We start from the raw sequence: 15,862 nt of genomic DNA on the forward strand, positions 1-15,862 counted from the left end.
ATATAAATCCATAGTATGCTAATCAGTAATGTGAGATTTCCAGTTCAAGCCGATACCTAGGTCCAACTTAGGGTATCGGTTTTCTTATAATCAACTACTATCAGCAGATGGTAGTTTTTTTGAACTGTACAAATATTTACGAGGAGGGGAATATATGGGAAAAAACAAAAAATCGATTTATATTCTAGTATTTAGTAACTTTTTAATCTGTTTAGGAATTGGTTTGGTCATACCGGTCACACCATTCATCAAGAATGAATATCACTTCACAACATCCCAAATGGGTGTCATGACTTCACTCTTTGCTTTTGCACAATTTGTCGCATCACCTATCGTTGGTAAGATGTCTGATAAAATTGGTCGTAAACCCGTTATTGTTTTCGGACTTTTCACTTATATGATTTCGGAATTCATCTTTGCGGTCGCTACGACATTACCTATCTTTAACCTTTCTCGTATCATTGGTGGTTTATCGGCTGCCATGGTAATCCCAACCTCAATGGCGTTAGGGTCTGATCTAACAACTTTGAAGGATCGTGCGAAAGTTATTGGTTGGCTATCTGCTGCCTTTAGTGGTGGATTAATCTTAGGACCAGGACTTGGTGGTATTTTAGCTGGTATCAGTTATAAGACACCTTTCTGGGTTGCTGGTGTGTTAAGTATTACCAGTGCTATCTTCACTCAAATCTTCTTGAAAGAAAACAAAGATGTTATCGAACTTGAGGAAAAAGAAGCTGAGGAAAAAGCCAAAGAACAAGGTTCAATTCGTTCAATTTTAACCTTACCAATGGTGATGTTGTTCGGAATGATCTTAGTGTCATCTTTTGGATTACAAGGATTCGAAAGTATCTATAGTATTTACGTTAACCAAGTCTTCAACTTTGGTTTGAGTACGATTGCATTAGTTTTGACATTAAACGGAATTATTTCTTTAATCTTACAAGTGGCAGCGTTCAACTGGATCATTAGTAAAATTGGGGAAATGCGTTTGATCAGTATTGCTTTCCTACTCAGTGCTGTCTGTGTTTTCTGGATTACCCAAGCACATACACACATCGAAGTTATCGTTGCAACGTTAGTTATCTTCTCATCATTTGATTTGTTGAGACCTGCGATTACAACATTATTGACAAAATCAAGTCGTTCCAATCAAGGCTTGATCAATGGTATGAACATGTCATTGACCAGTGTCGGTAATGTTATCGGACCTTTGATGTCCGGTGCCTTGATGGATTGGAATACACATTATCCTTACTTGGTTGTTACAGTTATTTTAGCGTTATCATATTTATTAACATTCGTTGTTCGGAAACATCCGATTGTTCAAGCAGAATAAAACTAAAGCCAGAAAACATTTTGAGTTTTCTGGCTTTTTATTTGTGACTTTTTATAAAATATAGCGTAATAAACTGACACACCCATATGAATAAATAAAATCCAAACAACACTGCCAACGAAACCAACTTAACTTGCGGCGTTTGAACAGCTCCAGCACCATCGACGTTTCGTACCATTATAAAGACAGCGCCGATAAGAAACATTATCAGCCAAAATATATTAAGTCCATGCCAAACCTTCATCTAGTTACTCCTTAGTCCAAATCATTTGAAATTCTTTTTCATCATTATCTTTATCAACATCCTCAAATGCAATCTTAAAATTGTTCTTTTGATAAAATTTTAACGCACCAGTATTTTTAGCATAAACATCTAAGGTTAATTTAGCATAACGTTGCTTCAAATAATCTAACAACTTTTTGCCTATTCCTTGACCGCGGACAGACTTATTAACAAAAATTCCTGCAATATAATCATCTTTCAAGCCAGCAAATCCTTGAATACCATGTTCTTCATAAACATAAATATCTGCCTGCTTAAATTGTTCCTTAACATCATCTAAATAGTTCAACCAATAGTTTTTATCCACAAAATCATGTGCTTCTAAATTTCCATGGAGCCAAATTTCACCTACTACATTAATTTCATCTTGTCTCATCTTTCGAATCATGTTTGCCATCCATCCTTATTTTTGCTAAAATAGCCTGAAATCATTAAACACCGCCGGGTGTCACTTAAAAAAGTATTCTTACCAATTCCATTAGGCCAAAGAAGGAATTGATAGGGGTACTTATTTTTTTTGGAGGAAAATATTATGAATTGGATCTATTTAATCACAGCTGGACTTTTTGAAGTCGTCTGGGCCACAACTATGAAACTTAGTCACGGTTTCACAAAATTAAACTACACCATTATGACGATTGTTGGACTAGCTTTAAGTATGGGACTGCTCGCTTTAGCTATTAAAAAAATGCCAATGAGCTTGGCTTACCCCATTTGGACTGGCGTTGGTGCCGTCGGCTCAATCATCGTCGGTGTTGTTCTCTTTGGCGATAAACTATCACCACTAACTTGGGTTTTCGTCGTCTTATTACTAGTTAGCATCGTTGGTATTAAATTTACTTCTGGTAGTTAAATTAATTCTATCATTTTTCAGCCTTAACTAATGACATCGGTTACATTTTAGCTTATGCTTTAAGCAAAGTCGAAAGGATGCGATATTATGTTGACACCTGAGGAACTACATCAAGAAATGACAGAAAATAAAGAATTTAATATGGAAATGCTGCACGAAAATCCATGGTTGATTCCAGCTACCATTGCTTTAACAACCCTACCAGTTGCAGTTTGCATTCATGGATTTTGGAAGAATCGCCAGCTTCAAAAGAAACTTAAAATTGAACGCGAAAAAACTAAGCAATTAGCATTAGGCCATCACCTAGAAAAAACCCGCCGGTCATTTAAATTTTAATAACTAATCCTAAAAACGTTACCTATAACTTGCGGTAACGCTTTTTTTATGAGTAAAATATGGTTAACAATATCGCTTCAGAGGGGAAAATATGAAGAAAATAAAAATTGCATCAATCTTGTTGCTTTTGACTGTTTTAACTTTGCCACTCGTTGCTACCAGTGCTCAAGCAGCGGCTACTCCCAAAGCTAAAAACCTTACTTCAGTAACACAAAGTATCAACCATGCCGCACCCGACTCACCGATAATTTTTTCACATCGTGGTAGTCCTTATAACAATCCTGATCACTCATTTAGTGGTTATAATCAAGCCATCAAAGATGGTACGCAATACATTGAACAAGATGTTTGGCTCAGTAAAGACAACAAATTGTACGTTTCTCACGATGATAATCTCAAACAATCCACTGGTCACAACGTCACAATTTCAACATCTAATTCAAGCCAAATTGATAAAGTTAAATTACACAATGGCGAGAAGATTCACCAATTGAAGGATGTTTTCAAACGATATGGTCAAAAAGTTCATTATATTATTGAAACAAAGAAAAATGCTGGCGACAACACTGATACTGAAAAGGCTTTGATCAAAGAATTGAAAAAAGCTAAGATGACCAATAACGTTATTATGCAAGATGAGAGCTTGCCCGGTATTGAAGCTGTTCACAAAGCTTTAAAAGATGTACCCACACTTTGGCTATTAGATTCTGTAACCGAGCGCCAATACAGCGAACAAATTGAAAATGCCCCTCGTTATATCAAATTCATTTCGATTCGTTTGAATCAATGGACACCAAAACTAGTTAAATTGGCACACAAAAATGGTTTCAAAACAAATGGTTGGATTTTGAATACTTACAATGATAATTACGATGCCCTAAATACTTTGAAATTGGACAGTGTCTTCACTAATAACACTAAGGAAACTGCACAATTAATCAATCGGTGGAAATAATTATAATACCTGAACGTAATATTTTTTTAGAAAATGTTTGTTATACACCACTTGTTTTTGGTCGTGTGAATAAGAAACTTCAACAAAATTTATCCAGTGAAGAAATTAAAAATTTAGTTGATAAAATCATCAAGGATGACACCACCACTATTATTAAAAATGGCAAAAACTATTATTTGCAAAATGGTACTGTTGAATTGGTTATTAATTCATTTAACTATCGATTAATTACTGCTAACAAAATCTAAACTAACCATAACTAGTAAAAAACTCTGTAAAATCAAATCTGATTTTGCAGAGTTTTTTTTGCCTTTAACACTAATTTTTGCAACATTATGACACTCATTTTTCATTAATATATTTAATTATATATAACAATAACAAAATCAATTTATTTGCTGATTCTTACTCCTTTAAGGATTACAATAAATTTGTATGCACTGATATATATTTCGATATTTATTCAGTATTTATTTTTAAAAGCAGTTTTTAATCTATTAAATTAAAAGGTATTAGTACGAACATATTTGATGATTTTAGCTATAAAACTCAGATCAAACTTCGACACCTCAACTCGATGCAGTCCGCACAACTGATAAATATTTAGATTCAACTTTAGTAAAAGTGTTTTGTATGAGGGTACAACACTTCTTACTTATATAACGCGTGGCGCTAGTTAATTTATTGTGCGATTTAGTAAATTCAAAGTATGGATATATCTTATTTTTTAGGTAATTATGGTAAAACTATAAAAAATTACCATTAATTAATAAGGAATTAGCTGGAAAGAGCAAGAATTTAACTATCACCAAGCACTTATATACTACTTAGTATTCAATGAGGAAATGGGGGGAATTATTTTGAAAATTGACGTTGTTATTCCAGCACTTAATCCTGATGATAAATTGATTCAATTAATCAGCGAGATTACCAGTACAGTAACTTTATTAAATATTATTAAACAAATCATAATTGTCGACGACGGCAGTGATAAGCTTCACAAAAATATTTTTAACGAATTAACCCTGCACTATCCAGAATTAACAATTTTGCATCATCCAACCAATCGCGGTAAAGGTGCTGCCTTAAAAACAGCTTTTAGCTATATTCAGAATCATCTATCAGACGTAGATGGTGTAGCAACAATGGATTCAGACGGACAACATACTGTCGCTGCTTTACAAAGTTGCGTGGATAAATTTTCTTTAAATACTGATCGACTAATCATCGGTGTTCGTCATTTTACCAATAATATTCCTTTTCGAAGTCAATTCGGCAATCTTTTGACTAGTGGATTGGTTCGCATTTTGACACGTCAGAATATCTCCGATACTCAAACTGGATTGAGAATTATTCCGATAGCTTACACAGCTAATTTAATCGACTTTCCAGGTAATCGTTTCGAATTTGAATTTGACATGTTATTACAGGCTAAAAAATACGACATTCAGGTCGTAGAACAACCTATTCCTACTATTTATTTAGATGGTAATGCCTCATCGCATTTCCGAGTCATTCGTGATTCAATCGCTATTTATTCACGCTTTTTAAAATTTGCTGCCAGTGGGCTAATATCCTTTTTAATTGATATCAGTCTCTTTTATCTTGTCCTTTTTATCTTAAACAACAATGTTTTAAACAGTATTATGATTGCTACCATCGTCTCAAGAGTATTATCTTCAATTGCAAACTATATGATCAATCATCAGGTCGTCTTTAATAACGCTGGACATCAAACGTTAATTAAATACGCAATCCTTTTTGTTGCTCAAATGTTTGCTTCTGGATTCTTTACAGATCTTTTAACAACACTGCTCCCTGCTACCAACGGTCCGATTATGCCAACGATTGCCAAAATGATTGTTGATTTTATACTCTTCATGGTCAGCTATCGTATTCAAAGTAATTTCATCTTTAAGGAAGGTCCTCAGAATGTCTAATCGTCGGCGTTTTCTTTACTTTTTAGCCATTGCTTTGTCAGTAATTTATCTGATTTGGAGAATCTTTTTCACTATTCCTTGGCATTCCAATATCTTTACACTAATTTTTGCCTTATTGTTAGTTCTTAGTGAAATTCTCTCCAATACAACTGGTTTTATTCTGATTTTTTTCCGTATGCTTTCAACCAAGAAAAAATGGAACTTACAGATGCCCGATTATAGCAAAACTCAACCTTTACCTGACGTCGATATTATTATCGTTACTCATAATGAGGAAGTTGAATTGCTTCGAAAAACGGTTAATGCGGCTACTTTCATTGATTATCCAGACAAAAGTAAAGTTCATATTGTGATTGCTGATGATGGTAATCGTCCCGAAGTTAAAGCTTTAGCAAAACAGTACCACGTCCAATATTCTGGCATGGAAGATAACAAACAAGCTAAATCAGGTAACATTAACCATACTTTAGCCAAGTTAGACTCGCCATTATTCGCTATTTTTGATACCGATATGATTCCTTTCTCCGGTTTTCTCAGAAATACCGTGCCACTTTTTACCGAAAATTTCCAACAATTACAAGATGATCCAGATCATACCGATCCATTAGGATTCGTCCAAACACCACAGAGTTTCTACAATGCCGACATTTTTCAATTTAATTTGTTCTCTGAGAAAATCATCCCTAACGAGCAAGACTTCTTTTCCCGAGATATCAACGTTTTAAATGGCGGTAACAATCGAGCCCTATTTACAGGGTCAAATGCTGTCTTCTTACGTTCAGCCGTTGATGAAGTTGGCGACTTTCCGACTGATACCATTACTGAAGACTTTGAACTAGGTACTAAACTCAATATGGCAGGTTACATCAGTCTCGCTACTAAGATTCCGCAATCAAGTGGTATGACTCCGATTGACATGAAGGGTGTAATTAAACAACGGACGAGATGGGCTCGTGGGGTTATGCAAAGTTGTCGTAATTTGCATATCTTTACTAATCCTCATCTATCCTTCGTCAATCGAATCATTTTAATAAACGCGTATTTCTATTGGTGGGCATTTTTCCGGCGCATGATTTATATGATTGCTCCAATTCTCTATGCCCTCTTCAAAATTCAAGTTGTTAATGCTAACTTTTGGATTCTAATGGTCATTTGGGCACCGGGTTATTTCCTATTACATTACGTAATGGGTGATACTTCTGGCATGCACGACAAGGCCAAAATTAGAAACGAACGCTGGGGTGAAGTTCAAGAAACATTCTTTGCCCCCTACTTGTTTATTCCTGTCTTTCTCGAATCAATTGGTATTAAAGCCAAAAAATTCAAAGTGACGTCGAAAAATGTTACCTACTCAATCAAAGACAAACTTTATATTTTACCTTATTTAATTCTTTGGACAATTACTCTAGTGGCAATTATTAAATTTAACTATGGCAAATACGGTTCAGAAATTTTAGTCGGTAGTGTCATAACATTTTGGCTACTGATGCACTTTATCAATCTCAGTATGTGTTTGTTCATCTCAATGGGACGTCCCGTTTATCGAAAAAATGAACGTTTTATTCGGCGTGTTAACGGCAAAATTCAAGGCGATGATGGCAAATGGCATCCTATGAAAACAGAAGATGTCTCTGAAGGTGGGATTGCTTTTACTACTACTGACGGACCAGTAACGGATATTGCTGAAAACGACAATGTCAATTTAACAGTTAAACACAAAGATTATGATATTAAGTTATCAGGTAAAGTTGTCAGAACGAGTCATCGCGACAATGCTACGATTTACAGTGTTCAAGTCCAAGTTCCATCAGACGAAAATGAAAATCATTACTTACAGCTGGTTTATGATGGTGCCAATAAGACTTTACCAAGTGTTCAAGATACTTGGGTCACACCATTTGACGAACTTTATATGAACTTGATTGTACGAGTCAGAACTTATGAACGTAAAATTAGCCGTTACTTTAATCGCTTTTAAGGGGAATATTTTTAATGAATGCTTGGATTGGTTTTCTTATATATTTATTAGGGCTGACCGGCTACAACGGAACATTACGTCGATTCGGTGTTAGTCCTTACTTGGCGTGGATCACGGCCATGTTGGTTCAAATTTTAATGTTGTACGTTTTTGCTATGACTGGCATGCTCAACCTTGGTATCAAAGTGGTTACATACTTAGGTATTGCATTATTGATTATGTGGTCCGGCTTAAGTTTCTGGCATAAAGGTCAATTGAAATTTGAAGGGATTCACTTGTTTGACCTTTGGATGCTGGGACTTGGGGGTGTGATGTGTTCTACTTTAATTCACAGTCCCTTAGTTCATTATGATAACTTTTCACATTGGGCCGTCATGGTAAAATTTATGACATTCACTGGCCGCCTACCTGGTGCCGCAGACAAATTAATTTCTTTCACATCTTATCCACCAGCGACAGCTCTTTACATTACTCAGTTCGTTCATTGGACTGGTTTTAGTGACGGTACAATGCTGATTGCTCAATTTCTCTTGATTTGGGCAGCTGGATACTCAATTTTTGCTGGTCTACGTGATCGTTCAAGAGCGCTAACTAGTTTTGCACTTTGCTTTACTTTGGCGATTACATTTGTCTTCAACGTGGCAATTCGGTTAAATAATTTACTAGTTGATTATGTACTTCCAATTATTACAGTAGCCGCAATTGTTGGGATTTTCGTTTATCGCAAGCAACACCTTTTATTGTGTTTCCACACGGCAATCTTTATCGGTGCCTTAATGCTAGTGAAAAACTCAGGTACCTTCTATGTCGTGATGATTGGCGTTTATCTGCTGTACATTCTGATTACTAATGCTCGTGGTCACTGGTATGAGAGAATTATTGCCATCCCAGTACAATTAGTTGGCTCTATCGGCATCGGAATCTTGCCATTTTTGTGGTGGAACCAGCATGTCAAACAAACTTTCACTATTTCAAAACATGAAATTAGTACTCAAGCATATTCCAAACAATTGAATGGCGAGAGTCATCAAGAATTGCTCAAAATTTTCCATAAGTTTATCGACCAGATTTTTAGTTTAAGTTCACTTTCAACTAAAGGGATTATTCTAATTAATGTCGTTTTGATTGGAACTTGGATTTATGCACGTTTATTGAAGGGACTACATAACGACCTTTTGGGCATGGCAATACTACTAGATTTCGTCTTCATTGCCTATTATGGAAGCCTTTTTGGAATGTATATCCTCTCTATGCCTTACGCTGAAGCCATTGTCTTAGATGGGTTTGAACGTTACATGGGAAGCATGGTTATTGCTAATCTACTGTTAGGTTCCATTCCGTTAGTTCGGGTACTTGATCGACTGCAGTTTGAACAAAACTTTCAAAAATGAAATACGCAGTCATTCAAGAGTGCTTCCACTAAAAATATTTATCAAATTTCAACATTAGTCGTTGGTTTCTTCGCCATTACTATGATGTACTCCGAAATTACTGGGACTAATTTCACTAATAAAATGAATCACAATACTTTACCATTACAAATGAGTCGGATTGCCAAACCTTGGTATCATCTAAATCACAAAAAAGTGTTAATCGTTGATCCAGAGAAAGTCGACGTCGATGATTATTACGCTGGCTACGTTGGACGTTATTATTTCTTTACTGACAAAGCTGTCGGTCAAGAAAACTTTATGATGACTCCAGAAGCTTTTAAACAAGCTGTCGAACAATATGACTATGTTGCCATTCCTGAAACTCACCGAACTTTCACCGTCTTAACGCAAAAGGTTTATCATCAACACGTCATAACTGGTTTCTTTAAAATTACCAATCATGGTTTAAAACGGATTCATTAATTTAACAAGGAGGTTCCAACTTGGCATTCTTTGGTTTAATTTTCTTCTCACTAGCCATAATTGGTTATAGCAGTTTTATGCGATGGCTACACGTCAACCCTTATTTAACGTGGATCACTGGCATCTTAGTTCAAATCATTTTGCTCTATATCTTTGCTATGCTAGGTTGGTTAAAAGCTGGCATTTGGATAGTCACAACCTTGGGCGTACTATTACTGGCTGCCCGATTGGTTTTAGGTTATTTAGGCAAAGTATCCTTCCATTATGAAGGATTACATCTATTTGACGGCTGGATGATTTTTCTAGGTTTTGTCATGGCGTTAGTTTTATATCGTAGTCCGTTAATCCATTACGATAATTTCTCACACTGGGCTACGATTGTTAAACTAATGACTTACACCGGACACTTGCCAACTCCTAGTGATACAATTATTTCCTTCACTTCTTACCCACCAGCAACAGCTTTATTTATTACTCAATTCGTCAATTTCGTCGGCTTTAGTTCAGGGACAATGCTCGTTGCTCAATTTGCTTTGATTTGGGCTGCCAGTTATTCCATCTTTGCAACCTTACGTGACCGGACTCGTGGCTTAAATTCCATGTTGCTCTGCCTAACAATCGCTATTTCTTACGTTTTCAACATCAATATTCGTTTAAATAATTTACTAGTTGATTATGTTTTAGCCATTCTCACCGTGGCAGCGTTAGTTGGTATTTTTGTTTATCAACAACAACCTAAATTACAGTTTCTTCATGTCGCCCTGTTTAGCGGTTCATTATTACTTGTCAAAAATTCGGCCGCTTTTTTCGTTATTATAATTGCTGTTTATTACTTATACATGTTGATTCACAGAATCACCAATAAGAACCATTTAAAACAAATTACAAACATTATTGTTACTTGGTTAGGTAGTTTGTTAGTCGGTGCTTTACCTTTCATCTGGTGGGAAATTCACGTTAAATTAACGTTCACCGAATCTAAGCATGAAATTAGTGCTAATGCCTATTCTCACCAATTATCACAAGATGGCATGCATGGATTTATTGTCATTGGTCAGCAATTTCTGAAACAAATATTTAATTTCGGTTCACTGTCCACACAGGGATTTTTAGTCTTAAATATCCTAATGATTGGTGGCTGGGCAATTATTAAGTACACTTGTCACCATCCGAATAATCTCTTAAAACTCCTTGGCTGGCTTGATTTAGTTTCACTACTTTACTACTTTAGTTTATTAGGAATGTATGTCCTTTCTATGCCATTTGCCGAAGCCATCACCCTAGATGGTTTTGAACGGTATATGTCCTCCACAGTGGTTCTAAATCTCTTTATTGGAGCCATCGCATTAGTTCGTGTGATTGACGAGACATTTTATGAACAAGATATGTCAGCTCGTGGTCCAAGAAACTTTCAATCTATTTGGACGAAAAATGGTTACCAATTAGCCTCATTCTTAGTTATGTTTTTTGCCATTATTATGATGTATTCGGAAATCAACGGGACAAACTTTACCAATAACTATAACCGTAGAACTCTACCCGTGATGTTGACGAAAGTTGCTCAACCATGGACCAAGTTGAATGATACTAAGATCTTGATTGTTGATCCCCAAAAAGTTGAAGTTACGACTTATTATGCTGGTTACTTAGCGAACTACTATTTCTTCACTAATAACGCTACTGGACAGGCAGTCTTTAGCAATAAAAAGGCTGTCTTTCAAAAGGACCTGGAGCAGTACGAATATGTGGCTGTGCCAAAGTATGATAAGAAGTTCACTCGGGGAATGAAAAAGTTTTATCATCAAAAAATTAGAACTGGTTTCTATAAAGTCAACAAACACCATCTAGTCCGACTTTCAGCTACCAAAAAAATTAATTAATGTATAAAAAAAACGCCGAAGAATTTCGACGTTTTTTATTTCGATGTAATCCTTGGTAACAACGCAAAAACCACTAATCCAATCAAAAACAGTACACTAATTGATGCTGCTCCGATTGTTGATTTTCCAGTCATTTGCGTCACAAAAGCCACAATAAATGGACCCATGACGGCCGAAAATTTTCCTAAAATATTATAAAAGCCATAAAACTCACTACCGGATTCTTTCGGAATAATTTTTCCAAAGTATGAACGGCTCAAGGCTTGCAATCCACCCTGACTCGTTCCCACAAGTAATGCCAAGATCCAGAAGTCTCGACTAGTTTTCAAATTCAAAGCATACAAACAAATAATGAAATACACACTGATTCCTAATAAGATACCTTTACGAGTTGATGTTTTATCAGCTAACCAGCCAAAGAAAATTGAGAACGGAAATGCCACTAATTGGACGACTAGCATGACAATCATCAATTCATTAGTCTTAATACCAATATCCATCCCAATCGCCGTAGCCATCGTAAAAATCGTATCCACACCATCAATATAAAAGAAGTACGCGACTAAGAACCAAGCAACTTTCTTATATTGCTTAATGTGGTGAATTGTTTGTAAAACACGTTTTAAACTATCAGCCAACGGTGCTGAATTACTGGCAACTGAAAACTTTTGATGAACATTCTTCTGTAGAGGAATGTAAAAAATAATCCACCAAACACCTGCAATTACAAAACTCCACCTAGCAATTCCAGTCCCATCTAACTTACCAAAACCATTGGTCAACTGTAGTACTAAGAAGAACATGAAAGCAATCACACCACCTAAATAGCCATATGCATACCCGTGTGTGGATATCCTGTTCATATCTTTATCATCAGCTACATCAATTAAAAAGCTGTCATAGTACAAATTACTGGCTGAATAGCCAATAGCTGAAAAAACATAAATAACTAGCAACCACTGCCATTGGTCAGCGGGAACCAACGCCAATCCCAAAGTCATGACAATTCCCAGCCAACAAAAGATATTTAACATTTTCTTTTTAAAGTGTGGATAGTCAGCTAATGCCCCTAAAAATGGTGCTAATAGTGAAACTAATAAGGTGCTAAAACTATTTGCATAGCCCCAAATCGCTGTTGATCCAGCTGCCGAAACATGTTGTGTTTGGGCAATGGATTTAAAATAAATTGGCAAAACTGCTGTTGTAACAATAATCCCATATGCTGAATTTGCCCAATCATAAAAAATCCAACTCCACTGTTCTTTATTAATTCTCAAATAGACAACCCCTTTTCAGAGCTTTCTCCCCCAGTTATTTCAGTATAGCTTAGTTGGAGTGGGGTTTTTATTGGGTTGTTGGTATAACTTTTTATGAATATATTGATTTTGGGGTATAGAAAAATAGCGTTGGTAATCTCTTAAATTTAGATTACCGACGCTATTTATGTTTATTATTTTAATTCAGTTGTATTTTAGAGCGGCTGGGTAGGCAGTGGCTCTGAAACGAGCTACACAGGCCAATTTCTTCCGCTTTGCCTAACTTCCCAAATCATCCGCAAGGAGCGCGGATAATTCGTGAAGTCATGCAAATGCTCGGAAATTCCCGGGCCTGCTCCGCTCTCTATTTTGAAACGAGCTACGACAGGGCAACTCCTTCCGCTTTTCATAACTATGCAAATCACACGCAAAACCAGCGTGCAATTCACATAGTTACGAAAATGCTCGGGAGCTGACCGCCCTGTCTCCGCTCTCTATTTACTTTCGATTCCTTTTCCGACGTAAACATCTTTCAATACTTGTTTCAATTCAGCAATCAATGGTTCCTTAGGGTTAGTAAATGAGAATTGATCTCCGAATGTTGCTTCTGCTAAGTCGTCTAATCTGCCATCGAAGTCTTTCTTATCAATGTAGTTATCTTTAAGACTTAACTTGATGCCAACGGCATGTGCTAGATCAACGATTTTCTTAACTAGGGCATCTTTCAATGCTCGTTCATCTTTACCGCTCAAACCAATGTAACTGGCGATTGCAGCATAGTCTGAATCGGCTCTGAAGCTTTCGTATGCAGGCCACATTGTCATCTTAGTTGGTTGTTCAAAGTTATAATTAATAACTTGTGGCAAAGCTATGATTGATGCTAAGCCATGGTTAATACCATAGACGTTTGTCAATGCATCAGTGATTGAGTGTGCAACTCCGGCAAAGGCATTTCCATATGAAAGTCCTGCTAATGTTGAAGCGTTGTGCATTTCTGCTTGAGCATCTTTATCACCAGCAACGGCTTTTTCTAAGTTATCAAAGACTAACTTAACAGCTTGGAGTGCTGATGGTCTTGTGTAATCTGAGGCCATGTTAGCAACGTATGATTCAATGGCGTTAGTCAATACGTCCATACCAGATTCAGCCATGATGTCTTTTGGCATTGTTTCAACAAATTGTGAATCAATGATAGCAACATCAGGGGTCAATGCATAATCAGCGATTGGGTACTTAGTACCTGTCTTAGTATCGATAATTGAACTAAATGGTGTAACTTGTCCACCATTACCAAAGGTTGTTGGAATAGCAACGAATTGAGCTTTTTCAGGCTTAGGGAACTTGTAAGTACGTTTTCTAATATCAATGAAGCCTTGCTTTGCACCAAAGAGATCAACATCTGGGTGTTCGTAGAATAGCCACATGTCCTTGGCAGTTTCCATAGTCTTGCCACCACCTAAAGCAATAATTGTATCAGGCTTGAACAAGTTCATTTGTGTCACACCACGTTGAACGATATCAGTTGTCACAATGTTATCAACGTCTGAGAACATTGAATATTCAACGTTAACTTTACTACGCTTCAATTCATCAGTAATTGTATCGACGTAACCTAGTTGAACCATTACAGGATCACAGACGATAAAGGCTCTCTTCATGCCTTCAAGGTCCTCTAAGTAACGAACTGATGTCTTTTCATAGTAAACTCTTGGTTGTTTAATCCATTGCATATTATTTCTCCGTTTAGCGATTGTCTTAATATTAAGCAAATCAAATGAAGATACGTTATGAGAAATAGAATTCTTCCCCCATGATCCAGTACCAAGAGTAAGTGATGGAATCATTTCGTTATAAAGATTACCAATACCACCAATAGCAGCAGGAGTATTAACTAGTACACGACTAGCTTTCATCTTGATACCAAATTCAGTAGCTAAATCTTCGTCCATGGTGTGAATACCAACTGTGTGACCTAAACCACCAAAGTGCAATAGTTCATCAGCCTTTTCGAAGCCTTCCTTGTGACCAGCAACTTTATAAACTGAAAGAACTGGGGAAAGTTTTTCAGCTGAAAGTGGTTCGTCAGGTCCAACCTTGCTAATTTCAACACCGATAACCTTAGTATCAGCAGGAACTTTAATGCCAGCAAGATCAGCAATTTCTAAGGCTGAACGACCAGCGATAGGACCTTTAACGCCGCCCTCTGGTCTAAACATTGCTTCAGCTAACTTCTTATAATCTGACTTCTTGATAAAGTAAACTTTGTTCTTTTCAAGCAATGACTTAACTTCGTCATAAATATCAGCATCAACGATGGCACTGTTTTCAGCGGCACAAACCATACCATTATCGAAAGTCTTAGAAATCATAATATCGTTAACAGCACGTTTGATGTTAGCTGTCTTTTCGATATAAGCAGGACCATTACCAGGACCAACACCCAAAGCAGGTTTACCAGTTGAGTAAGCAGCCTTGACCATTCCAGGACCACCAGTAGCCAAGACACTAGCAACGCCTTCGTTATTCATCAAGTATGAAGTAGCTTCGATACTTGGTTTTTCAACCCATTGGATGACACCTTCGGGAGCACCAGCGTCAACAGCAGCTTTCAACATAACTTTAGCTGCAGCAACAGAACATTTTTGAGCTTGAGGATGGAATCCAAAAATAATTGGGTTACGTGTCTTCAAGGCAATCAATGATTTAAACATAGCTGTTGAAGTTGGGTTCGTAACAGGTGTAACACCAGCTAAGACACCTAGTGGTTCAGCGACCTTGATTAAACGATGTTCTTTATCGTCTTCAATGATACCAACTGTTTTATCACGTTTGATTGAGTGCCAAATTTCTTCGGTAGCAAACATATTCTTGATAACTTTATCTTCAACCAAGCCACGACCTGTTTCTTCGTGAGCCAACTTAGCTAATTCAAAACTAGCATTTAAACCAGCAATAGCCATTTGGTGAACAATGTGATCAACTTGTTCTTGAGTAAAGCTATCCATAATGTCCAAAGCCTTGTGAGCTTTAGCAACCATGGCGTCAATAACTGGTTTGACGTCTTCTTTTTCTTCAACCTTTGTATCTTTGGAACCTTTCAACATTTGATTACCTCCAAGAATAAAAAAACTGTATTTGTTAACTAATTCACGTTTTATCTTATCACTGTGTATCTTTTGTTCAAGCGTT

At 36.6% G+C, this 15,862-nt stretch carries 14 protein-coding genes; 10 read left to right on the top strand and 4 right to left on the bottom strand.

Going from position 1 to position 15,862, the window contains the following annotated elements:
• The first annotated feature begins 154 nt into the window (after positions 1–154).
• Positions 155–1,336: an MFS transporter gene (locus FD31_RS04445; protein WP_057891563.1), complete on the top strand. Its 1,182-nt coding sequence runs from the start codon at positions 155–157 to the stop codon at positions 1,334–1,336.
• Between the two features lie 37 nt (positions 1,337–1,373).
• Here FD31_RS04445 and FD31_RS14555 read toward each other — a convergent pair whose 3' ends face one another.
• Positions 1,374–1,580, bottom strand: a complete 207-nt coding sequence (locus tag FD31_RS14555) for a DUF3923 family protein (protein WP_057891564.1) — start codon at positions 1,578–1,580, stop codon at positions 1,374–1,376.
• 4 nt (positions 1,581–1,584) lie between these two features.
• Positions 1,585–2,007 carry a GNAT family N-acetyltransferase gene (locus tag FD31_RS04455; RefSeq protein WP_057891565.1) on the bottom strand — a complete coding sequence of 141 codons (423 nt, stop codon included), beginning with the start codon at positions 2,005–2,007 and terminating at the stop codon, positions 1,585–1,587.
• A gap of 144 nt (positions 2,008–2,151) precedes the next feature.
• On the opposite strand from FD31_RS04455, the gene FD31_RS04460 reads away from it, so the two are divergent.
• The 9 genes from FD31_RS04460 to FD31_RS04495 all read left to right on the top strand — a co-directional run bounded on the left by FD31_RS04460 (position 2,152) and on the right by FD31_RS04495 (position 11,417).
• A complete protein-coding gene (locus FD31_RS04460) occupies positions 2,152–2,472 on the top strand; it encodes a DMT family transporter (protein ID WP_057891566.1) in 321 nt (106 codons plus the stop codon).
• An 87-nt stretch (positions 2,473–2,559) separates the two neighbouring features.
• Entirely contained in the window at positions 2,560–2,808 is a 249-nt protein-coding gene (locus tag FD31_RS04465; protein ID WP_057891567.1) for a hypothetical protein, read from the top strand.
• A gap of 91 nt (positions 2,809–2,899) precedes the next feature.
• On the top strand, positions 2,900–3,763 hold the full coding sequence (locus tag FD31_RS04470; protein WP_057891568.1) for a glycerophosphodiester phosphodiesterase: 864 nt from the start codon (positions 2,900–2,902) through the stop codon (positions 3,761–3,763).
• Positions 3,754–4,011, top strand: a complete 258-nt coding sequence (locus FD31_RS04475; RefSeq protein ID WP_268872416.1) for a DUF3781 domain-containing protein — start codon at positions 3,754–3,756, stop codon at positions 4,009–4,011. The genes FD31_RS04470 and FD31_RS04475 overlap by 10 nt, the downstream gene beginning before the upstream one ends.
• 612 nt (positions 4,012–4,623) lie before the next feature.
• Positions 4,624–5,703: a bifunctional glycosyltransferase family 2/GtrA family protein gene (locus tag FD31_RS04480; RefSeq protein WP_235805327.1), complete on the top strand. Its 1,080-nt coding sequence runs from the start codon at positions 4,624–4,626 to the stop codon at positions 5,701–5,703.
• Complete coding sequence (locus FD31_RS04485) at positions 5,696–7,681, top strand: glycosyltransferase family 2 protein (RefSeq protein ID WP_057891570.1); 1,986 nt, start codon at positions 5,696–5,698, stop codon at positions 7,679–7,681. Before FD31_RS04480 ends, FD31_RS04485 begins: the two co-directional genes overlap by 8 nt.
• A gap of 14 nt (positions 7,682–7,695) precedes the next feature.
• Entirely contained in the window at positions 7,696–9,072 is a 1,377-nt protein-coding gene (locus FD31_RS04490; protein WP_235805328.1) for an ABC transporter permease, read from the top strand.
• Positions 9,073–9,153: 81 nt separating this feature from the next.
• Positions 9,154–9,537 carry a hypothetical protein gene (locus tag FD31_RS14375; protein ID WP_235805329.1) on the top strand — a complete coding sequence of 128 codons (384 nt, stop codon included), beginning with the start codon at positions 9,154–9,156 and terminating at the stop codon, positions 9,535–9,537.
• A 20-nt stretch (positions 9,538–9,557) separates the two neighbouring features.
• Positions 9,558–11,417, top strand: a complete 1,860-nt coding sequence (locus FD31_RS04495) for a glycosyltransferase family 39 protein (protein WP_147007280.1) — start codon at positions 9,558–9,560, stop codon at positions 11,415–11,417.
• 35 nt (positions 11,418–11,452) lie between these two features.
• Here FD31_RS04495 and FD31_RS04500 read toward each other — a convergent pair whose 3' ends face one another.
• Positions 11,453–12,694 (bottom strand): MFS transporter, encoded by a 1,242-nt coding sequence (locus tag FD31_RS04500; RefSeq protein WP_057891571.1) that lies wholly within the window; start codon positions 12,692–12,694, stop codon positions 11,453–11,455.
• Between the two features lie 473 nt (positions 12,695–13,167).
• Positions 13,168–15,777, bottom strand: coding sequence for a bifunctional acetaldehyde-CoA/alcohol dehydrogenase (adhE, locus tag FD31_RS04505; protein WP_057891572.1), 2,610 nt, complete (start codon positions 15,775–15,777; stop codon positions 13,168–13,170).
• Positions 15,778–15,862 lie beyond the last annotated feature (85 nt).

This window comes from Companilactobacillus nantensis DSM 16982 (assembly GCF_001435815.1).
Lineage (GTDB): Bacteria > Bacillota > Bacilli > Lactobacillales > Lactobacillaceae > Companilactobacillus > Companilactobacillus nantensis.